At 58.1% G+C, this 20,462-nt stretch carries 16 protein-coding genes; 7 read left to right on the top strand and 9 right to left on the bottom strand.

Annotated features, from left to right (window positions below; all coding sequences use genetic code 11):
* Nucleotides 1–10: 10 nt before the first annotated feature.
* From pglB to AVCG78_RS20515, 3 genes are read right to left on the bottom strand one after another with little or no spacing between them, the layout of a single operon-like run.
* Complete coding sequence (gene pglB / locus AVCG78_RS20525; RefSeq protein ID WP_071584403.1) at nt 11–1,339, bottom strand: polygalacturonase PglB; 1,329 nt, start codon at nt 1,337–1,339, stop codon at nt 11–13.
* The gene (bglB, locus tag AVCG78_RS20520; protein WP_071584553.1) at nt 1,336–2,445 is read right to left on the bottom strand and encodes a beta-galactosidase BglB; all 1,110 of its coding nucleotides are present in this window, start codon (nt 2,443–2,445) and stop codon (nt 1,336–1,338) included. Before bglB ends, pglB begins: the two co-directional genes overlap by 4 nt.
* A 12-nt stretch (nt 2,446–2,457) precedes the next feature.
* On the bottom strand, nt 2,458–4,974 hold the full coding sequence (locus AVCG78_RS20515; protein WP_156601661.1) for a hypothetical protein: 2,517 nt from the start codon (nt 4,972–4,974) through the stop codon (nt 2,458–2,460).
* A gap of 190 nt (nt 4,975–5,164) precedes the next feature.
* On the opposite strand from AVCG78_RS20515, the gene AVCG78_RS20510 reads away from it, so the two are divergent.
* The 3 genes from AVCG78_RS20510 to AVCG78_RS20500 all read left to right on the top strand — a co-directional run bounded on the left by AVCG78_RS20510 (nt 5,165) and on the right by AVCG78_RS20500 (nt 9,194).
* A complete protein-coding gene (locus AVCG78_RS20510; protein WP_071203154.1) occupies nt 5,165–6,442 on the top strand; it encodes an ABC transporter substrate-binding protein in 1,278 nt (425 codons plus the stop codon).
* A 143-nt stretch (nt 6,443–6,585) separates the two neighbouring features.
* Nucleotides 6,586–7,746 (top strand): alpha-hydroxy acid oxidase, encoded by a 1,161-nt coding sequence (locus AVCG78_RS20505; protein WP_071203152.1) that lies wholly within the window; start codon nt 6,586–6,588, stop codon nt 7,744–7,746.
* 101 nt (nt 7,747–7,847) lie between these two features.
* Nucleotides 7,848–9,194 (top strand): MFS transporter, encoded by a 1,347-nt coding sequence (locus AVCG78_RS20500; RefSeq protein WP_071203150.1) that lies wholly within the window; start codon nt 7,848–7,850, stop codon nt 9,192–9,194.
* Between the two features lie 42 nt (nt 9,195–9,236).
* Here AVCG78_RS20500 and glnT read toward each other — a convergent pair whose 3' ends face one another.
* The 6 genes from glnT to AVCG78_RS20470 form a co-directional block, all read right to left on the bottom strand.
* The gene (glnT, locus tag AVCG78_RS20495; RefSeq protein WP_071203149.1) at nt 9,237–10,544 is read right to left on the bottom strand and encodes a type III glutamate--ammonia ligase; all 1,308 of its coding nucleotides are present in this window, start codon (nt 10,542–10,544) and stop codon (nt 9,237–9,239) included.
* An 82-nt stretch (nt 10,545–10,626) separates the two neighbouring features.
* Nucleotides 10,627–11,955 carry an FMN-binding glutamate synthase family protein gene (locus AVCG78_RS20490; protein ID WP_012654067.1) on the bottom strand — a complete coding sequence of 443 codons (1,329 nt, stop codon included), beginning with the start codon at nt 11,953–11,955 and terminating at the stop codon, nt 10,627–10,629.
* Between the two features lie 14 nt (nt 11,956–11,969).
* A complete protein-coding gene (locus AVCG78_RS20485; RefSeq protein ID WP_071203147.1) occupies nt 11,970–12,656 on the bottom strand; it encodes a GltB/FmdC/FwdC-like GXGXG domain-containing protein in 687 nt (228 codons plus the stop codon).
* A 10-nt stretch (nt 12,657–12,666) separates the two neighbouring features.
* Nucleotides 12,667–13,572: a class II glutamine amidotransferase gene (locus AVCG78_RS20480; RefSeq protein ID WP_071203145.1), complete on the bottom strand. Its 906-nt coding sequence runs from the start codon at nt 13,570–13,572 to the stop codon at nt 12,667–12,669.
* An 89-nt stretch (nt 13,573–13,661) separates the two neighbouring features.
* Entirely contained in the window at nt 13,662–14,321 is a 660-nt protein-coding gene (locus AVCG78_RS20475; RefSeq protein WP_071203143.1) for a helix-turn-helix domain-containing protein, read from the bottom strand.
* Between the two features lie 38 nt (nt 14,322–14,359).
* Nucleotides 14,360–15,313, bottom strand: a complete 954-nt coding sequence (locus AVCG78_RS20470; protein WP_071584406.1) for a GlxA family transcriptional regulator — start codon at nt 15,311–15,313, stop codon at nt 14,360–14,362.
* A 128-nt stretch (nt 15,314–15,441) separates the two neighbouring features.
* Between AVCG78_RS20470 and AVCG78_RS20465 the strand changes: the two genes are divergently transcribed.
* Genes AVCG78_RS20465 through AVCG78_RS20450 form a run of 4 tightly spaced genes read left to right on the top strand, consistent with a single transcriptional unit; the run spans nt 15,442 to nt 20,456 of the window.
* Nucleotides 15,442–16,692 carry a sarcosine oxidase subunit beta family protein gene (locus AVCG78_RS20465; protein ID WP_071584407.1) on the top strand — a complete coding sequence of 417 codons (1,251 nt, stop codon included), beginning with the start codon at nt 15,442–15,444 and terminating at the stop codon, nt 16,690–16,692.
* A gap of 11 nt (nt 16,693–16,703) precedes the next feature.
* Nucleotides 16,704–16,976, top strand: a complete 273-nt coding sequence (locus AVCG78_RS20460) for a sarcosine oxidase subunit delta (protein WP_081355253.1) — start codon at nt 16,704–16,706, stop codon at nt 16,974–16,976.
* The gene (locus tag AVCG78_RS20455) at nt 16,973–19,936 is read left to right on the top strand and encodes a sarcosine oxidase subunit alpha (RefSeq protein ID WP_071203138.1); all 2,964 of its coding nucleotides are present in this window, start codon (nt 16,973–16,975) and stop codon (nt 19,934–19,936) included. The genes AVCG78_RS20460 and AVCG78_RS20455 overlap by 4 nt, the downstream gene beginning before the upstream one ends.
* The gene (locus AVCG78_RS20450; protein WP_081355254.1) at nt 19,929–20,456 is read left to right on the top strand and encodes a sarcosine oxidase subunit gamma; all 528 of its coding nucleotides are present in this window, start codon (nt 19,929–19,931) and stop codon (nt 20,454–20,456) included. The genes AVCG78_RS20455 and AVCG78_RS20450 overlap by 8 nt, the downstream gene beginning before the upstream one ends.
* The last annotated feature ends 6 nt before the right edge of the window (nt 20,457–20,462 follow it).

Below are 20,462 nucleotides of genomic sequence, written 5' to 3'. Positions count from 1 at the left end.
ATGCATCAATTTACTGTTGGACGAAATCCAGCGGGTTCCAGCCCTCCGGCAGGGGCTGCGGCCTGTCGATAACGAGATCGTCTATAGTCAGCCCGTCCACCCCACGGGCAAACACGCCCGGCATTCCGCCCGGATAATCAATCAGCCCGACAATGCGTCCGTCCACACCCCGCGTCCAGGCATTGGCCCGGCCATGAGCCTCGGGCGAAGGTGCCAGATCGGCATTGGTCGGACGCATATCATAGCGCAACGCGGTGCCAAGTACCCCGGTTTGCTGGGCCAGATGCACCCGATGCAACGCCACATCGTGAATACCGGCACCGGCCATGGAGACGAGATTGATCGTGCCTTCCATCCGCCCGGTTATGTCCTCAATAACAAGTCCCCGCACCGCACCCGCCGGGCGCTCCGGCACCCGGTCCACCACCGTCACCGTCAGCGCCTCGCCGGAGCCCCAGAACCCGTCCGGCGTTTCCCGGCAATCCAGGCTGATGCGCGAGAACCTGACATCGGAGACCTTTCCGCCATCGCGGGAAAAAATCCCCAGGCCCCGGTTGGATTGCTCGACACGGCAATCCTCGAACACTACGCGGGAGAAATCGCCGAAGCTTTCAGTCCCCAGCTTCAGCGCGCAGCTTTGGCTGGAGACGGTGCAGCGGCGCACCAGCACATCCTCGCAGGTGCCAATCGCCTTTCCATCCGGCCCAACGCTGGTTTTCAGGCAGACACCGTCATCGGCGGTGGAGATCGTGCAGTCCTCAATCAGCACCCGACGGCAGGCGTCCAGCACAATGCCATCGGTATTGGGCAGGCGGCAATTGTTGCGGATCGCCACATTGGCAAGGCTGACATCCTCACAATTGACGAAATGCAGCGTCCACATTGGCGAGTTCTCGACCTGGATATGGTCGAGACGAACGCCCCTGCACCCTTCCAGCACCAGAACACGCGGCCGAAATTCCGCCGGAATGAACACGCCGACGCTGACATCGTCACCGGCAATGAATGCGTCTCCGCCAGCGTCGATAAGGCCCGGCCCGGTCAGCGCGATCGTGTCCGCGCCACGCGCCACCAGCATGGCCCGGTTGGATTTCTCGGCAATGACCGAGACGATATTGTCGCCATAGGCCTGATAATCCGGCACAGGCCGCAGCACCGCCCCCTCAGTCAGATGCAGATCGACACCGGAGCGAAGCCTCAGCCCGCCAACCTGATGCGATCCAGCGGCAAGCGAAACCCTGCCGCCGCCGGAGGCAGACACATGGTCCATTGCCGCCTGAATGGCTTGCGTGCGGTCGCCGTCCTGATGATCGATGACAATGTCCAGCATCTGGGTCATGCGGTTGCCTCCTGGGTCGCAGCCGCTTGGGCCAGTGCCACATCCGTCAGCAGCAGCAGAGCCAGCGCTTGGCCGTAAGGGGTCGGCAAGTTGGGTATCCGCCGGTAGAAATCCAGATCATGCCCCATCGGCGTGCCATCCGAGACACCTAGCACCACACCCTCATCATCGATATGGCGCAGCACAGCGGCAAGGGCGCGGTCGGCATGGAGCTTATCCTCCACCGGCAGGATGCCCGCCTCGATGCCGCGCAATATGCCATAGGCAATCCCGGCGGTGGCCGAAGTTTCCAGCGGTGAGGTCGGATCATCCAGCAGCGTATGGAACATACCGTCCTCGCGCTGGAAGGCCTTCAGCGAGCGCAACTGGCTTTTCAGCACGTTGGCCAGAAAACGGCGGTCTTTTTCGTCTATATCCGGCACCAGGAAGAACAGTTCCGGGATCGCCACGGTGATCCAGGCATTGCCGCGCGCCCAGAAGGCGCGGGCAAAGTTATGACGACCGATAAAGGTCCAGCCGTGATACCAGAGGCCGGAGACCGGGTCCGACAGATAACGGGCGTGGATCATGAACTGATAGACGGCCTCATCGATCCAATCCTTGCGGCCAAAATGCACACCGGCTTGCGCCAGAAACAACCCCGCCATGAACAGGGTATCATCCCAAAGCTCACCTTCGTTCAGGCGTTCCTTGACCACATGCTGAAAGCCGCCATCCTCGGTTTTCGGCAGGCCTTTCACCAGCCATTCGGCCCAATCCTCCACCAGCGCATTGAAATCGGGCCGGTCCACATGACCGATCAGGATCGCCAGCGGCAGCATCGGCGCTGTGCTGTTGATCTGGCGCGGCGGCAGGCCACGACCGATCTGCATGGCATACCAATCCACGAGATCATGGATTGCCTTCCTGTCCCCACTGGCGATGGCGCGGCGCAGGAAGCCGTAAAGGCCGACGCCCACTTCCCAATCCCATTCGTCAAACTGAATGCCGCTTGCGCTGCCTTCCCCGCTCAAGCCTTCCTTGATCCCCTTGAGGCGGCTGAAAGCCACCGCCACTTTGTCGATTGTCTTTTGGAGGGCCGGATGGCCGGTCTCTGGCTGATGCATGGTCTGATCCATCTACTGATAAAGAGGGGTGATTTCACCCCGATCCGGTTGGGCGCTGTCATAGGTCAGCACCGGTTGCGGCTGTTCATGGCTGAAGGGCAGCGGACGTGTCCCCAGCCGAAAGTCGCCCTCATAATTCAAAAACAGCGCCTCACGGCCCGGCGGACGAACCCGAAGAGTTCTCGCCAGCGGGTCGAAGTCGATGCTGGTTGCTCGTGCCTTTTCACAGAAAATCTCGAAAGCCTGCGCGTCCCCGGCTCCGACAATGGCCACCCAGCCCGAAATCGGTGCCAGCGCCCGCAATTCACGGCCTGCCGTCGCGCCTGCGTCCATCGGCTCCAGTCCGTGGCTGTTGTACAGGGCGGCAAACCCTTGGCCCGAGCGGGCAAACACCCAGTTTTCCTCAATGATCACCTCGTCCAGACCGTCAATGCCCAGATAGGCGTGGGTGAACGGCAGGCGTCCGCCTTGCGTATCGGCAATCAGCAAAGCGGTATCGCCATGGTGCGCGACGCGCGGCAGGATGCCGCTTCCTGCCCAATAGGAGGGCCGCTGCGATCCCCACGGATCGTCTTCGCCGGGATGGTTGATCCAGAGCCGCGCCATCGGATGGCCAGCCAGCCTGATATCCAGCACATGCTGCTGATGGCCTTTGCGTCCTGTCTTGTGATCGACCACCGTTGAAAGCTGCGAGGCGTGGGTTTTGAACACCACCAGCTTGCCGCTTTCCAGTCCTTGCGCATACCGCGCCTCAATGCTGCGTCCTTTGCTCAGCATCGCCAGTGGAGCCAGATCCTCCGGCGGCTGGTAGTCGCTGGCGCAAAACATCGGCAGGGAGGCGACACCACCATTCAGCCAACCTTCTCCAAATGCCACCCAGGCGAAGGGTGCCAGTTCCGTCAGCGGCCCGGCCCGCAATTCCTTGTCATAGGCGCGGCCCTGTGATCCTGCAGGCACCCCCGCCAGTGTATGCAAGGCGATCATCCGGAAGATCAGGTCCAACTGCTGGCGGGCGCGGGTGGCAATGTCAGGTTCCGCCCAATATTCCAGCGCCAGCAGACCAATGAAATCAATGGGGTAATAGGCGGCGGAATTCCATTCTGCCAATCCATGCGCCTCGACGCTGTCGAACCAGCGATGCAGCCGCTGACGGGCCAGCGCCGCCTGCTCTACGCCCGTGCGGCCAGACGCGGAAAACATCGCATCAGCCATCAACTGACCGGCCAGGAGCTGGCTGGTGTGGAAGCAGAGAACATGGTTCTCGCTCCAGAACCACATCGCGTCATTGCCCGGTTCATCCACCCAATAGCGATAGTTGAGCACCGATTGGCGCACCCGCTCGCGCTGGTCCGGAGTCAGAACATCAGGGTAAGCGCCGAGCAGCCACAATAGCGGAACAAGGACGAAATCCGAGCAATCCTCCCGCCGGTCGATGGCGGCGAGTGTATCGCTTAAGAGTTTCTCCAGCACTGCATCATCCACCTGCCCGCAGGCCGCCATGGCCAGCACCCGGCCGATGCGCGGCGCACCATGGCGGGCCGAATAGACAAGCGCCTGCTGTTTGCGCTCCTCCAGACTGGCACGCGAAATCTCCGGCTGCATGCGGGTGAGAAAAGCAGCGTCAATCACCCGGCTCGCCACACTGGCGCCCTCGCCCATGCGCAGCCGCACACCGTGATAACCATCGGCAATACCGAGCGTTTCATGCACGATAAGGGTTCTGTCCCCGGCGCGCAGCACCGCCTGCGCCTTTGCCAGCACGGCACGCTCATGACCATGGCTGTAGACGGTGACCTCCACGGGAATATCGGTCCGCGGCGCGTCATCGAACAGCAATTCCAGCGGTTGACCGCTAAACACGTCGCGGGACGGGCGCACGCTGCGGATCAACCGTTCCAGCCGCGCAACCATCGCCCCATCCAGAACCGCAGGCAAAAGCACGGCGATTGGCTCTGCATCCGTCACTTCCAGCTCGACAAACCAGACCGTGTCGCGCTCCGCCAGGTCTTCGGTGTGAACCAGAATATCATTATCGCCCTCGGAAAGTTGCAGGGTGACATCCGACATGGATTCAAAATTACGCCGGAACGGTTCGAAGCGAACCTGCTCCGCGCCATTCACCCAGATCCGCACCCCGCCGCAGGTCTTCAGCCGCAGCGTGAGGCTTCTGGCCGCCTCGGCCCGGAACGTGCCACGCAGCCAGCGGCGGACATGAGTCGGAACATGCCAGAAATGGGTGAATTCCACCCGCCGATTGGCACCCGGTAGGTTGAGGTGATCAGGCTCCCAGTCGCGCTCCGGTGCCAGATCTCGCCCGACCATCGTCGCCCAGAACGCCTTGCGACACGGCAGATCGCCGACATCGACGAAACCATTGATGAAGCGGTAATCGACGCGGTCCTCGGCGGGTGCCGCAATACCTGCAAACACACTGGCAGTGAGCGGCGAGACCAACCAGGACGTGATCGTCTCGCCAGTGCGAACTTCATAAACCGGGTCTTTTGCTGCTGGCACACAATGATTGTTCATGTCTCGCCTCCCTGCGATCATGAAAATATTTTTTATTCGGTCAAATTTCGATAGAAAAATCATGCATCGCCGAATTTTCGCCAAAGAAACAGCTTGACGACAGGTTTGTCAAGTCTCAAAAAGATTAAGGAGGAGCATGACATTGAGGAGTGTTATGCCATTTATGAAAATATTTTTACGGGAGGGACTCATGTCGAAAATTCTGTCAGGCGTCAGCGCCATCGTCTTGTCGGCGCTTGCGCTCAGCCATCCGGCCTTTGCCGAAACCAAGACCATCACCTTTCTGTTCACCGATGACGATCAGTCCTATGTCGAGCATATGGCAGCGCTGAGCAAACAGTTCGAAGCTGCTCATCCGGACGTGAAGGTTAATTTCGTGTCCTCAGGCTATGATGCCGTCGCCAAGCAATTGCCGGTGCAGCTGGCCGTCGGCGAAGGCCCGGATCTGGCCAAGATCACCGATTGGCAATTGGCACCCTTCTATCTCGACATGCGGCCCTATATGAAGGACCCGGATGGCTACGCCAAACTGCATGGCGAAAGCCTCAACCAATTGCGCCTGCCCGGCGTCAACGACCCGAAATCGATCAATGGCTATGTCGCCTCGCAGACCCTGAACCTGCCCTTCGTCAACAAGACGCTGTTCGAGCAGGCGGAAGAGCCGCTACCCGGCCCAAAAGCAACGCTGAAGGACATTATCGAGGCTTCCGCCCGGGTGGCCAAAAAGACCGGCGTGCAGATCCCCTTCACCATGGACCGTTCCGGCCATCGGTTTTCGGGTGCGGCCTTTTCCTATGGCTCGTCCTATGTGAAAGACGGCAAGTTCAGCTTTCCCGACGAGGCTGCCAAGACCTATATTGCCGATCTCTACAACTGGACGAAGGATGGCAGCTTTCCCAAGGAAATGTGGGGCGCCGCCGGCGGCTCGCAATACAAGAACATGGGCGACGAATTCGTCAACGGCAATGTGGTGACCTATCTGGCCGGCAATTGGATGGTCAATCCGTTCCAGAAGAAGATCGGCGACGCCTTTGAATGGACGGCAATCAACGCGCCCTGCGGCACCGCTGGCTGCTATGCCATGCCGGGTGCCACCGGGATTGTCGGCTTCAAACGCACCAAATACCCGGAAGCCGTCGCCCAATTCATCGAATTTCTCGGCTCCGAGAAAGTCCAACGCGAGATTGCCGAAAACTACGTGATCCTGACGGGCGCCGAAATCGACAAGCCGCAATACAAGCTGACGGACGACAATGCCAAGGCGTCCATGGCCGTCTTCAACGACAACGAAAAGAACGTGCCGCAGGAAGCGCGGATTTTTGAAAAGAAAAAGGGCGGTTCGGCGCTTTACCAGCAGATCGTCCAGCGCATGAGCCAGCTGATCGTCGGCGAGTTGACGCTGCAACAGACCTATGACGCCCTGGCCGCCGATATCGACAAGATCAATGTGGCAACGGCGACGAAGTGAGCCATTAGGCGTGAGACAGTGTAAAGGCCGTCCAGCAATCTGGGCGGTCCTCTTTGTGAATGGCTACTCTTCCCTTGCAACCGCCGAAATTTGGCCGCACACCATGTCCAAAACGATGAGCAAATACGGAAGGACAAGGTGCCATGCCCATTGCATTGACAATCGATGACCTGAAACGTCAAGCAAAGCGCCGTGTCCCGAAAATGTTCTTCGACTATGCCGATAGCGGCTCCTGGAGCGAGAGCACTTACCACGCCAACGAGAGTGATTTTTCCCGCATCAAGCTGAGACAGCGGGTTCTGGTCGATATGACAGAACGGTCGCTGGCAAGCACGATGATCGGTGAGCCTGTCACCATGCCGGTGGCGCTTGCGCCGACCGGAATGACCGGCATGCAGCATGCCGATGGGGAAATTCTCGCGGCGGAAGCAGCTGAAGCTTACGGCGTGCCTTTCACGCTGTCCACCATGAGCATCTGCTCGATTGAGGATGTCGCGCTTCATACGCGCCGCCCCTTCTGGTTCCAGCTCTACGTCATGAAGGACCGCGATTTCGTCAACAGCCTGATCGACCGTGCCAAGGCCGCCCATTGCTCGGCACTGGTGTTGACGCTCGATCTGCAAATCCTCGGACAGCGCCACAAGGATCTGCGCAATGGCCTGTCGGCTCCCCCAAAATTCACGCCGAAACATCTCTGGCAGATGGCAACCAGGCCGCAGTGGTGCATCGGCATGGCCAATACGCGGCGGCGTCATTTCGGCAATATCGTCGGCCACGCCAAGAACGTTTCCAGCCTGTCTTCGCTCTCGGCCTGGACGGCGGAACAGTTCGATCCGAAATTGTCCTGGAGCGACGTCGCCTGGATCAAACAGCGCTGGGGCGGGAAATTGATCCTGAAGGGCATTCTCGATGTGGAGGACGCCCGCGCCGCCGCCGATAGCGGGGCGGATGCGATTATCGTGTCCAACCATGGCGGTCGCCAGCTGGATGGCGCGCCCTCGTCAATCTCCATGCTGGCCTCGATTGTCGACGCAGTGGGAGACCGGATCGAAGTGCATATCGATGGCGGCATCCGCTCGGGTCAGGACGTGTTGAAGGCCCTGGCGCTGGGTGCCAAGGGGACCTATATCGGTCGGCCTTTTCTCTACGGGCTTGGCGCGGACGGACGAGCTGGCGTGCAGCGAGCTTTAGAGATCATCGCCAGGGAGCTTGATATCAGCATGGCACTGTGCGGCAAGCGGCTGATTTCCGAGGTGGACGCCTCGATCCTGATGGGCAATCCCTTTGCTGCGGGGCCTTGCTGAACCAATTCTCTCACCCTTGCCGTGTAAATCCTGTTCTACACCTTGAAATCCGACGCATAATCAGCGACCAAACCGAATAGGTTTTATCGCAAGGCAGGATCATGTCCCCCATCAGCACTCCGGCATCGCCTCCCCGTCAGCTTAACCGGGCCGATTTTCGCACGCTTGGGCTTTCAGCCCTGGGCGGGGCCTTGGAATTCTACGATTTCATCATCTTCGTGTTTTTCGCGGGTGTAATCGGCAAGCTGTTTTTCCCGGCCAACATGCCGGACTGGTTGGTGACGATCCAGACCTTCGGCATCTTTGCTGCCGGCTATCTGGTTCGGCCCCTGGGCGGGTTAATCCTGGCCCATTTCGGTGATGTGTTTGGCCGCAAGAAAGTCTTTGCCTTCTCCATCCTGCTGATGGCGCTCTCCACCCTCGGCATGGCCGCGATGCCGACCTATGCCTCCATCGGCATAGCCGCACCCGTGCTGCTGATTATCATGCGGCTGTTGCAGGGCGTTGCCATCGGTGGCGAAGTGCCGGGTGCCTGGACCTTCGTGTCGGAACATGTGCCATTTCGCCGGGTCGGCTTTGCCTGCGGTTTTCTCTGCTCTGGCCTGACACTCGGCATTCTGCTGGGTTCGTTGATCGCAACCGTCATCAATTCGATGTTCACGCCGGAAGATGTCGCCGCCTATGCCTGGCGCATCCCGTTCTTCCTCGGTGGTTTCTTCGGCCTTGTTGCCGTCTACCTGCGCCGCTGGCTTCAGGAAACGCCTGTTTTTGCCGAGATGCGTCAGGCGCGAACGACAGTGATGGAACTGCCGCTTAAAACCGTGCTGCGCGATTATCCGGCTGCCGTCATCATTTCCATGGCCTTGACCTGGGTGCTCGCCGCCTGCCTCGTTGTTACCACGCTGATGACGGCCACGCTCCTGCAAAAACTCTATGGTTACAGCGCCCAGATTGCGCTGTCCGCCACCAGTTTCGGCACATTGTTCCTGATTTTCAGCACCGCTGCATCAGGGGCGATTGTTGACAGGGTCGGCTCCGGGCGGTTTTTAATGGTTGGGAGCGTATTTTTGGCCGCAGCAACCTTTGCTTTCTACACTTATGCAAGCGTTTCGGTTCCGGTCCTGTTTGTGCTCTATGCCGTAATGGGCCTTTCCGTGGGCATTGTCGGGGCCGTGCCTTACGTGATGGTGCGCGCCTTTCCCGCACCTGTCCGCTTCACCGGTCTGTCATTTTCCTACAATGTCTCCTACGCGATTTTCGGCGGATTGACGCCGATTGCGGTCGCCAGCCTGCTGCCAATCAACCCGATGGCACATGCCTATTATCTGCTGTTCATCGCCGCCCTCGCCTTTGTGCTTGGCGTCTATCTGACGCTGAAAGGCGATAGGATCGAGGCGAAGGCCGGGATAGAGGAACTGGCCCGCCGCCAGACAACAGCAACGCTTTAATTCGAAAGCCGGAGACGACGCCGCCCCCGGCTTCACATCCGGTCAAATGTCCAGCGTTGTCTGATGCTCCCATGGGGTGAATTGTGAACAATAGCTTGTCCACTCGCCATGCTTGAGCTTGAGATAGGCGGCAGAGAACTCTTCTCCCAAGGCCTGCTGCAACTCTGTGTCGGCTTCATAGGCGCGAAGCGCATCCAGAAGATTGAGCGGTAGTTTCGGGGCGTCGGTTACCGTATGGCCTTCGCGGTACATATCGATGTCGTAATGCGGGCCGGGATCGGCATTGGTTTTGAGGCCAGAAAGGCCAGCGGCAATGATGATGGCCTGAAGCAGATAAGGGTTAACGGCACCATCGGGCAGGCGCAGTTCAAACCGGCCCGGACCCGGCACGCGCACCATATGGGTGCGGTTGTTGCCGGTCCATGTCACGGTGTTGGGTGCCCATGTGGCACCGGAGACGGTGCGGGGTGCGTTGATCCGCTTATAAGAATTGACCGTGGGATTGGTGACGGCCGCCAAGGCTGATGCATGTTTCATAATGCCGCCGAGGAAGGTTTTGCCCTTGGCAGACAGGCCAAAGGGCATGGCTTTATCAGCAAACGCATTGACCTTGCCGTCCACATCCCATACCGAGATATGGGCGTGGCAACCATTGCCGGTGAGGCCCTTAAAGGGCTTTGGCATGAAGGTGGCGCGAAGCCCATGCTTTTCCGCCACCGATTTGACCATGAATTTGAAGAAGGAATGTTTGTCGGCGGTTTTCAGCGCGTCATCATATTCCCAGTTCATTTCAAACTGGCCGTTGGCGTCTTCATGGTCGTTTTGATAGGGCTTCCAGCCCAGTTCCAGCATGTGATCGCAGATTTCCGCAATCACATCATAGCGGCGCATCAAGGCCTGTTGGTCGTAGCAAGGCTTTTCGGCTGTGTCGAATTCGTCGGAAATCGTCTGGCCGTCGGCAGAGATCAGAAAGAATTCCGGCTCAACGCCCGTCTTGACCCGAAGGCCCATGCTTGCCGCTTCATTTACCAGCTTTTTCAGCATCACGCGCGGAGCTTGCTCCACCGGCTTGTCGTCCATCACGCAATCGGCGGCAACCCATGCCACGTCCTTTTTCCATGGCAGTTGGATGACGGAAGAGGCGTCTGGCACTGCAAACAGATCGGGGTGGGCGGGGGTGAGGTCCAGCCATGTGGCAAAGCCCGCAAAGCCTGCGCCATCCTTTTGCATATCGGCAATGGCTTGGGATGGCACCAGCTTGGCGCGTTGCGCGCCAAACAGGTCGGTATAGCTGATCATGAAATATTTGATGCCGCGTTCAGCAGCAAATGCTGAGAGATCCTGTGTCACGTCGTTCCCCTGTTTTTATGGATTGAGACACATGTTGAAAGGAAAGGCCGCGCCCTTGGGAGGTTTGCGCGGCCAGTGATACTTAAAAACCAGCCTTGCCGGGATACCAATTGGTGCCAGCCAGTGGCACCTGCGCCATGGCGGCCGCTTCCATCGTCAGCGCAACCAGATCTTCCGGCTCCAGATTGTGCAGACGGTTATGGCCGCAGGCGCGGGCAATGGTCTGGGCTTCCAGCGTCATCACCTTGAGGTAATTGGCCAGACGGCGACCAGCCAGAACCGGGTCAAGCCGTTTCATCAATTCCGGGTCTTGGGTGGTAATGCCTGCCGGGTCTTTGCCCTCATGCCAGTCGTCATAAGCGCCAGCGGTGGTGCCGAGTTTTTGATATTCCTCTTCCCACTTGGGGTCGTTATCGCCAATTGCCACCAGTGCTGCTGTGCCAATCGCCACAGCATCCGCGCCTAGCGCCAAGGCTTTGGCGACATCTGCACCAGAGCGAATGCCGCCAGAGATGATCAGCTGCACTTTGCGATGCATACCAAGGTCTTGCAAAGCTTGAACGGCGGGGCGAATGCAGGCCAGCGTCGGCATGCCGACATTTTCAATAAACACATCCTGCGTGGCCGCTGTGCCACCCTGCATGCCGTCCAGCACCACCACATCGGCTCCGGCTTTCACCGCCAGTGCTGTGTCATAATAGGGGCGCGCACCACCAACCTTGATATAGATTGGCTTTTCCCAATTGGTGATTTCGCGCAGTTCCAGAATTTTGATTTCCAGATCATCCGGCCCCGTCCAGTCTGGGTGGCGGCAGGCCGAGCGCTGATCGATGCCCTTGGGCAGGTTGCGCATATTGGCCACGCGGTCAGAAATCTTCTGGCCCAGCAACATGCCACCGCCGCCGGGCTTGGCACCTTGGCCAACCACCACTTCAATGGCATCGGCGCGACGCAAATCCTTCGGGTTCATACCATAGCGTGATGGCAGATATTGATAGACAAGCGTTTGGCTGTGGCCGCGCTCTTCATCGGTCATCCCGCCATCACCTGTCGTGGTGGAGGTTCCGGCAATGGTCGCACCACGGCCAAGGGCTTCCTTGGCATTGCCCGACAGTGCACCGAAGCTCATGCCCGCAATGGTAATCGGCGTTTTGAGATGAATTGGCTTTTTGGCAAAGCGCGTGCCAAGCACCACCGATGTGTCGCATTTCTCGCGGTAGCCTTCCAGCGGATAGCGCGAAATCGAGGCACCCAGAAACAGCAGATCATCAAAATGCGGCACCTTGCGCTTGGTGCCTGCACCACGAATGTCATAGATACCAGTGGCAGCCGCGCGGCGGATTTCCGCCAGCGTGTAATCATCAAAGGTCGCGGATTTGCGCGGCGGAGTGTTGGGATTATGGTAGCTCATAGCGATCTCCCCGCTTAATAGGCGTCTGCGTTGTCAATGTTGAAATTGTAAAGCTTGCGGGCAGAGCCGTAGCGCTTGAACTCTTCCGGCTTCACATCGGTGATCCCGGCCTTTGCAAGCAGTTCTGCCAACTTTTCCAGATGCTTGGGCTTCATCTGTTTCTCAACACAATCAGCCCCAAGGCTTTTCACCGTGCCGCGCACAAACAGCTTGGCCTCGTAGAGCGAATCCCCCAGCGCTTCACCCGCATCACCCAGCACCACCAGATGCCCGGATTGACCCATAAAGGCCGACATGTGGCCGATATTGCCCTGCACGACAATATCAATACCCTTCATGGAAATGCCGCAACGCGAGGCCGCATTGCCCTTGATCACCAGCAGGCCACCTTGGCCCGTGGCCCCGGCATATTGGCTGGCGTCGCCTTCAATGATCACAGTGCCGGACATCATATTTTCAGCCACACCTGGACCGGCAGAGCCATGCACGGTGACGGTGCCGCCGTCATTCATGCCCGCGCAATAATAGCCAACCGAGCCCTTCACCTCGACAGTGACTGGACCATCAATGCCAACCGCCACCGCATGGTGGCCGCGTGGATTGATGATTTCAAAATTGGTGTCATTGGCCCCGGATGTCACAGCATGCAAAGCGCTATTCAACTCGCGCAGCGGGGTTTGGGAAAGGTCGAAGACTGGCATTGTAAATCCCTCAAGCTGCTTTTTCGTGGTCCCAGAAGTAAACGGTGGCGGGTTCCGGCTCCCAGATGCGGGCCGTGTCGATGCCCGGCAGATTGACCAGCGCGCGATATTCAGAGCCAAAAGCCACATATTGGTCCGTCTCGGCCATCACCGCAGGCTTGCAGGCGATGGGATCGCGCACCACGCCGAAGCCGGATTTGGTGCCAACCACGAAGGTGAAAAAGCCATCGAGATCATCCAGCGCACCCGTCAGCGCCTGCCCAAGGTCCTTGCCCTTAGCCATTTCGGCGGTGAGGTACGCGGCGGCGACTTCAGAGTCGTTTTGCGTCTCAAATTTGATGCCTTCGCGGATCAGCTCGCGGCGCAAATTGTTGTGGTTGGAGAGGGAACCATTGTGCACAAGGCATTGATCGGCACCCGTGGAAAACGGATGCGCGCCCAGCGTGGTCACCGCGCTTTCCGTTGCCATGCGGGTATGGCCAATGCCATGGCTGCCGCCCATGGCGCGCACATCAAACCGGACCACAACATCCTTTGGCAGGCCGATTTCCTTGAAAATCTCAACGCTTTCGCCCGACCCCATAATGCGGACATTCGGACGAATTTCGCTCAAAACACCGCGAATCTCGCCAAGCTTTGCCGCATCAATATCAATCACCGCATGAGTGCTTTTCACCGTCACCTGCGCCGGGATGCCGGCCTTAGTGAGATCAGCATCAAGGCCTGCAAAATCCACCGAGGGTTCCGGTGATTGCACGGTGATTTTCGCCTTACCCTTGCTACCCGCGCCATAGATCGCAATGCCCGCAGAATCCGGGCCGCGATCGGTCATGGTGATCAGCATATCCGAGAGCATGGCTCCCAGCTGAGGTTCAAGGCTCTTGTCTTTCAGGAACAATCCAACAATGCCGCACATGGTCAGCCTCTCCATTTGTCGTTGGACAATGGCTAACAGGCGCGTTTGATAAAATCAATCCTAAAGAATAAAATTTTCCTGTAAGGCAATTACCTTTGATGCGGGTAGGAAATGATTGAGAGATAACGAGCAGGCAAAGTGACCAGTTCTTCGGGTCCATGCGGGGCATCTGCATCAAAAAACAGGCTGTCTCCGGGCTGCATCCGGTAGAGGCTTTCCCCATGGCGATAGACCACCTCGCCCTCCAGCATGTAGAGAAACTCCATGCCCTCATGCTGAAAGGTGGGAAACACATCGGATTCGGTGTTGAGCGTAATCAGATAAGGCTCGACCACCACGCCGGAGGTGTTGTTTTCGATGTGTCCAAGCAAGCTGTAATGATGGCCCGCACGGGTGCCGCGCCGCTCCAGATGCACGCCTTCTCCTGCCTTGACAAAGCTGGCGCTGCGCGGCTCTTCATAGCCTTTGAAAAAGGCAGTCATCGGCACGCCGAGCGCCTTGGAGAGGGATTGCAGCGTTCCGAGCGAGGCAGAAATATTGCCGTTTTCAATCTTGGATAACATGCCCACCGACATGCCCGTGGCCGTTGCCAGATCGGCAACCGTGATGCCCAGTTTTTTGCGGAAGGTGCGCACCTCATGGCCAATGGCCATTTCCAGATTATTGGCCCGTGGTTCGCGCACAGCATGGGGGTCTTGCGCCAATATTGCCTTGGCCGCCTTTGCTGCCTTTGTCTCACTCTTGGCCATGCCTGCCCCTGATTCCGCCACTACACTTGTTTATGATCTTACGATCTAACCGATTTTGGCTGAATGCCAAACTGCTGTTTGAAGGCGCGTGAAAAATGCGAGGCGCTGGAAAATCCTGTGGCAAAGGCGATTTCCGATAGCGACAGCGGACTTTGTTCCAAAAGTTTGCGCGCATGGGAAAGACGCATGTGGCGATAGGTGTCGTGAAAGCTCGCCCCCATGTGGCTGGCAAACAGCCGATCCAAATGCCGGGGTGTGATGCCGACCAACCGTGCGATTGCCTGCCGATCCAGCGGGTTTTCCAACGTTGCTTCCATTTTTTCCAAGGCCGTCACCAGTGCCGGGTGATGGGTGCCAAAACGCTCCACCGATGAGCCGCGTTGGGGAGCGCTTGCCTCAGTCACCGCCGTGTGCAGATACCAATCACTGACCCGACGAGCAAATTCCGGCCCCATCCGCTCACCAATCAGGGCATGCATCATGTCCAGAGGGGCCACGCCGCCGCCGCAGGTCAGCCGATCGCCATCCAGCACATAGCGGGCCTGCCGTGGCGTGAGATCGGGAAAGGCTTCCCGAAGCGCGGGCGCGTGTTCCCAGTGAATGGTAAAATCTCGGTCCTGCAACAGACCCGCTTGCGCCAAAACATAGGCCCCGCTGGAAATGCCACCAATGCGCACCCCTTGTCGGGAGAGTTTACGCAAAATCGCGTGAAGGTCGCTGGTGTGAACCCAGTCTATCGGATTTCCACCCGCCACCACAAATAATGTGTGGCAGTTCGCGCCTTCGAAGGCCAGATCGCCGCAGGGAATATCAAAGCCCGCCGAACAGCGCACAGCCTCGCCCCGCACGGAGAGCGGCCTGATTTCATAAAGCGGCGTTTGCGCCAGCAGATTGGCGGCACGCAGTGGTTCCGTTGCTGATGAGAAGGACATCAGCGCAAAATTCGGCGTCAGGATAAAGCCATAGGTCTGGGTGGTGGAGTTTTCGCTCATGTCCTTTTTGTATCTTTAAATGTCTTTTTTGTGCAATGTGATTTGCGTGTGACGGTCTAGGCTTCGAAGCAATATGCGGTGGTCACCAACCATCCCCCGTCCACCAAATCCTGAAACGAGCGGGCATCATGCGCTATTCGGCTTTGTCGATTTTTCTGAACGGTCTTCGCGGCAATAAAAACTGGGCCGCCCATTGGCGACAGCCAGAGCCAAAGCCGCATTATGATGTGGTGATTGTCGGCGGTGGTGGCCATGGTCTGGCCACGGCCTATTACCTCTCCAAAACCTTCGGCATTAAAAACATCGCCGTGGTGGAAAAGGGCTATATCGGCTCTGGCAATGTTGGGCGTAACACCACCATCATCCGCTCCAATTATCTGCTGCCGGGTAACAATCCCTTCTACGAATTTTCCATGAAACTGTGGGAAGGGCTGGAGCAGGATTTCAATTTCAATGCCATGGTGTCGCAGCGCGGCGTGGTCAATCTCTACCATTCCGATGCCCAGCGCGATGCCTATACACGGCGCGGCAATGCCATGCGCCTGCATAGTGTGGATGCAGAATTGCTAGACCGCGACGCCATCAAAGTCATGCTACCGTTTCTAGATTACGACAACGCCCGCTTCCCGATTCAAGGCGGTTTGATGCAGCGGCGCGGCGGTACGGTGCGGCATGACGCGGTGGCTTGGGGCTATGCTCGGGGTGCGGATACTCACGGGGTAGACATTCTTCAAAACTGCGAAGTCACGGGCATTCGCCGTGAAAATGGTAAGGCGGTGGGGGTGGAAACCACCCGTGGTTTTATCGGTTGCGGCAAGCTGGCGCTGGCGGCAGCAGGCAATTCATCCCGCGTGGCTGAGATGGCAGGATTGAAGCTGCCGATGGAAAGTCATGTGCTGCAAGCATTTGTCTCGGAAGGGCTTAAACCCTTTATCGATTGCGTCGTCACTTTTGGCGCGGGCCATTTTTACGTCTCGCAATCGGATAAGGGCGGTCTGGTGTTTGGCGGCGATATTGATGGCTACAACTCCTACGCCCAGCGCGGCAATCTCGCCACCGTTGAGCATGTGGCAGAAGCGGGCAAAGCAATGATTCCGTCTTTGTCGCGCATCCGGGTGCTGCGCTCGTGGGGCGGCGTGATGGACATGAGCATGGATGGCTCGCCGATCATCGACAAGGTGCATCTGGACAATCTCTACCTCAATTCCGGCTGGTGCTATGGTGGTTTCAAGGCCACCCCTGCCTCGGGTTATTGCTTTGCCCATCTGATTGCCAAGGGCGAGAGCCATGAAACCGCCCGCGCGTTTCGGCTCGATCGGTTTGCGCGGGGCTATATTCTCGATGAAAAGGGCCAGGGTGCCCAGCCGAACCTTCACTAAGGATTCTGATTATGGCGAGCCTCATTCCCTGCCCCCACTGCGGGCCAAGACCCAAAGAAGAATACACCATCAAGGGTGCAGCATTAGCCCGCCCCGCCGCCGATGCCGGGCCGGATGTCTGGCATGATTACGTCTACCTGCGCGACAATCCCCGTGGAGCCTATGAAGAATATTGGCACCACACTTCGGGTTGCCGTCGCTGGATTGTGGTTTGCCGCGACACGGCAAGCCACGAGATTTCCGCAAGCTTCGATGCATCAACACGCAAAGGGGTGAACGCATGACATCCTATCGTCTGAAAAGCGGCGGTCTGGTGGATCGCACAACCGCTCTTGCCTTCATCTTTGATGGCAAGGCCATGAGCGGCTTTGCGGGCGATACGCTGGCGTCTGCGCTTCTGGCCAATGGCCAGCAATTGGTGGGCCGCAGCTTCAAATATCACCGCCCACGCGGTATTTTGACGGCGGGTGCCGCCGAGCCGAATGCGCTGATGACCATTGGCCGAGGTGGTCGCACAGAGCCAAACACCCGCGCCACGATGCAGGAGCTTTACGCCGGGCTGGAAGCCAACAGCCAAAACCGCTGGCCAAGCCTTGAGCATGATATTGGCGCAGTCAACAGCCTGCTATCGCCGTTTTTGTCTGCGGGTTTCTACTATAAAACCTTCATGTGGCCAGCAAAGTTCTGGGAAAAGCTCTATGAACCTGTAATCCGCAAGGCCGCTGGCCTCGGCAAGGCAAGCTATGAAGCCGATCCAGATGCCTATGAGAAATGCTGGGCGCATTGTGACCTATTGGTGATTGGTGCGGGTGCTGCGGGCTTGATGGCAGCTCTCGCTGCTGGCCGTGCAGGTGCGCGGGTTATTCTGCTGGATGAGCAGGCGGAGATTGGCGGCGGGCTTTTGGCAGAAACGTCATTGATCAATGGTGTTGCTGCCTCTGATTTTGTCGCCACCATACGGGCAGAGCTGCAAAGTCTGCCCAATGTGCAAATCCTTACCCGCACAACGGTGTTTGGCTGGTACGATGGCAATGTGTTCGGGGCGGTGGAGCGGGTGCAAAAACACATCGCTGTCCCTGCTGCCAACCGCCCGGTGGAACGGCTTTGGCGCATTGCGGCGAAGAAAGCCATTTTGGCCACGGGTGCCGAGGAGCGCCCGCTGGTGTTTGGCGGCAATGATATTCCGGGTGTGATGATGGCCGGAGCCATGCGCCGTTATCTCAACCACTATGGCGTCGCGCCGGGCAAGAAGACGGCGATCTTCACCACTAATGACAGCGGCTATGCACTGGCGGCGGACCTTGAAGCCGCAGGCGTTCATGTTTCAGCCATGATCGATAGCCGACGTGATGCAACGATTGCTTATCAGGGCAAGGCGCGATTGGTGCGTGGTGGTTTGGTCAGTAATGTCCATGGAGGCAAAGCCGTTGAGGGGCTTGATCTGTGGCGCGAAGGGCAGTTGGAACGGCTTGAGGTGGATAGTCTTGCCATGTCGGGCGGCTTCTCGCCGATCATACACCTTGCATGTCACAGGGGTGGTAAGCCGCGTTGGTCAGATGAGCATTCGGCCTTTTTGGCTCCGGAGAGCTTGAACAATCTGGTTTTGGCTGGTTCCGCGTCTGGTGTCTTTGGGATTGTGGCCTCAATGGCGTCTGGTTTTGAGCAGGCAAAACAAGCATTGACGGCTCTGGGTTTCACGATTCAAACGCTGGATATGCAGAGTGTTGAGGGTGACATTATCCCCACACCAGCCAAGCCAGTCTGGTCCATTCCCGGCATTAAGAGCAAAGCCTTCGTGGATTTCCAAAATGACGTCCATACCAAGGATCTCGGTCTTGCCGTTCAGGAAGGCTATGGTCATGTGGAGCTTGCCAAGCGCTACACCACCAATGGCATGGCAACCGATCAGGGCAAGCTCTCCAACGTCAATGCCATCGGGCTGTTGGCGGAAGCCCGGCGTGTATCGCCTGCCGATGTTGGCACCACGACGTTTCGGCCCTTCTACACGCCTGTGTCCTTTGGCGCGCTGGCTGGCACGTCGCATGGCAAACATTTTCAGCCGGTGCGCAAATCACCCCTGCATGATTGGGCGGCCAAGAACGGTGCGACCTTTGTGGAAACCGGCCTGTGGTATCGCTCGGCATTGTTTCCACAATCCGGGGAAAATGGCTGGCGCGAGAGCGTGGACCGCGAGGTCAAAAACGTCCGAACCAATGCCGGGATTTGCGATGTTTCCATGCTCGGCAAAATTGAGATTTGCGGGCCAGATGCGGCGGAGTTCTTGAACCGCGTCTATTGCAACGCCTTCTTGAAACTACCCGTCGGCAAGGCCCGCTATGGGCTGATGCTGCGCGAAGATGGCTTTATCTATGACGACGGCACCACCAGCCGCATGGACGAAAACCGCTACTTCATGACCACCACCACGGCCTATGCGGCGGGCGTCATGAACCATCTGGAATTCTGCGCCCAAGTGCATTGGCCAGAGCTGGATGTGCGGCTGGCGTCTGTGACCGATCAATGGGCGCAAATGGCGGTGGCGGGGCCAAAATCCCGCACCATTTTGCAAAAGCTCATTGATGAAGACATTTCCAACGAGGCCTTTCCCTATCTTGCCGCCAAGGATGTGTCCCTCTTGGGTGGTCGGTTGAAGGGGCGGCTGTTTCGTATTTCCTTCTCAGGCGAACTGGCGTTTGAATTGGCCGTTCCTGCCGATTATGGCGAAAGCGTCGCCGATGCGGTGATGCTGGCGGGCAAGGAACATGGTATTCAGCCCTATGGCATTGAAGCATTGTCAGTGCTGCGCATCGAAAAAGGCCATGTAACCCACAATGAGATCAATGGCACGGTGGTGCCTGCCGATCTCGGCTTCGGCAAAATGGTCAGCGCCACCAAGCCTGATTTTATCGGCAAACATATGCTGAACCGAGAAGGCTTGACGGCCTCGGATCGCCCACAACTGGTCGGCGTTGTGCCTTTGGATGCCAAGACAAGCTTCAAAACCGGCGCACATATCTTGAACAAGGATGCTGACCCAACACTGGAAAATGACCAAGGCTACGTCACATCATCCTGCTTCTCACCGCATATCGGCTCCACCATCGGCCTTGCGCTGGTGAAGAGTGGTGCTTCTCGCCATGGCGAGGAGGTGTTGGTGTGGAATGGGCTGCGCAACGAGTTTACACCCGCCCAGTTGGTGAACCCGGTTTTTGTTGATCCAAACAATGAGAAGCTCCATGCCTGAGAACGCTCTGCCTGACTCTGTCCTGGCCGATTTCCACCTTGTTCGCCGTCCAGCACTCGCCACCAAGGCGGTGGAGCGGTTTGGTGTGCTAACGCTGGAAACCGTGTTCGACGCAACCATTCTGCATGTGCTGGGCAAGCCTGGCGATGTTGCACCAATGCCACCGCAAGGCTTTGATCTGCGCAAGGCGGGACCCGGCCAATGGTTTGCCGTCGGACCGGCCAGCGCCGATCAAGCGGTAGCGGCCTTTGGCCCAGCCACCTTTCTTGTCGATCAAAGCCATGGCCGCGCGCTGATCCGCATCAGTGGCGCTCCGGTTCGCAACGTTCTGGCAAAAGGCACGGCGCTTGATTTGCACCCCGAGCAATTTGCCGTGGGTGCGGCGACAACAACCCTGATCGGCCACATCGCCGTTAATCTCTGCCGAACAGCAGAGGATCAGTTCGAGCTTTTGGTGTTGCGCGGCTTTGCCGAAAGTCTCTGGGACGAGCTTGCGGGGATGGCGCGGGAGTTTCGATAGTAAGCG

Source organism: Gillisella vitis, from assembly GCF_021559775.1.
Classification (GTDB): Bacteria; Pseudomonadota; Alphaproteobacteria; order Rhizobiales; family Rhizobiaceae; genus Allorhizobium; species Allorhizobium ampelinum.
The sequence above is the reverse complement of the archived record's forward strand: the minus strand, read 5'-3'. Positions and strand labels throughout refer to the sequence as shown.

Coding starts and splice junctions, on each gene's coding strand:
- AVCG78_RS20505 (WP_071203152.1), top strand. CDS start 6,586: ATGCCCATTGCATTGACAATCGATGACCTGAAACGTCAAGCAAAGCGC.
- bglB (WP_071584553.1), bottom strand. CDS start 2,445: ATGCATCAGCCAGAGACCGGCCATCCGGCCCTCCAAAAGACAATCGAC.
- AVCG78_RS20475 (WP_071203143.1), bottom strand. CDS start 14,321: ATGGCCAAGAGTGAGACAAAGGCAGCAAAGGCGGCCAAGGCAATATTG.
- AVCG78_RS20465 (WP_071584407.1), top strand. CDS start 15,442: ATGCGCTATTCGGCTTTGTCGATTTTTCTGAACGGTCTTCGCGGCAAT.
- AVCG78_RS20485 (WP_071203147.1), bottom strand. CDS start 12,656: ATGCCAGTCTTCGACCTTTCCCAAACCCCGCTGCGCGAGTTGAATAGC.
- AVCG78_RS20460 (WP_081355253.1), top strand. CDS start 16,704: ATGGCGAGCCTCATTCCCTGCCCCCACTGCGGGCCAAGACCCAAAGAA.
- AVCG78_RS20455 (WP_071203138.1), top strand. CDS start 16,973: ATGACATCCTATCGTCTGAAAAGCGGCGGTCTGGTGGATCGCACAACC.
- AVCG78_RS20470 (WP_071584406.1), bottom strand. CDS start 15,313: ATGAGCGAAAACTCCACCACCCAGACCTATGGCTTTATCCTGACGCCG.
- AVCG78_RS20500 (WP_071203150.1), top strand. CDS start 7,848: ATGTCCCCCATCAGCACTCCGGCATCGCCTCCCCGTCAGCTTAACCGG.
- pglB (WP_071584403.1), bottom strand. CDS start 1,339: ATGACCCAGATGCTGGACATTGTCATCGATCATCAGGACGGCGACCGC.
- AVCG78_RS20510 (WP_071203154.1), top strand. CDS start 5,165: ATGTCGAAAATTCTGTCAGGCGTCAGCGCCATCGTCTTGTCGGCGCTT.
- AVCG78_RS20515 (WP_156601661.1), bottom strand. CDS start 4,974: ATGAACAATCATTGTGTGCCAGCAGCAAAAGACCCGGTTTATGAAGTT.
- AVCG78_RS20480 (WP_071203145.1), bottom strand. CDS start 13,572: ATGTGCGGCATTGTTGGATTGTTCCTGAAAGACAAGAGCCTTGAACCT.
- AVCG78_RS20490 (WP_012654067.1), bottom strand. CDS start 11,955: ATGAGCTACCATAATCCCAACACTCCGCCGCGCAAATCCGCGACCTTT.
- AVCG78_RS20450 (WP_081355254.1), top strand. CDS start 19,929: ATGCCTGAGAACGCTCTGCCTGACTCTGTCCTGGCCGATTTCCACCTT.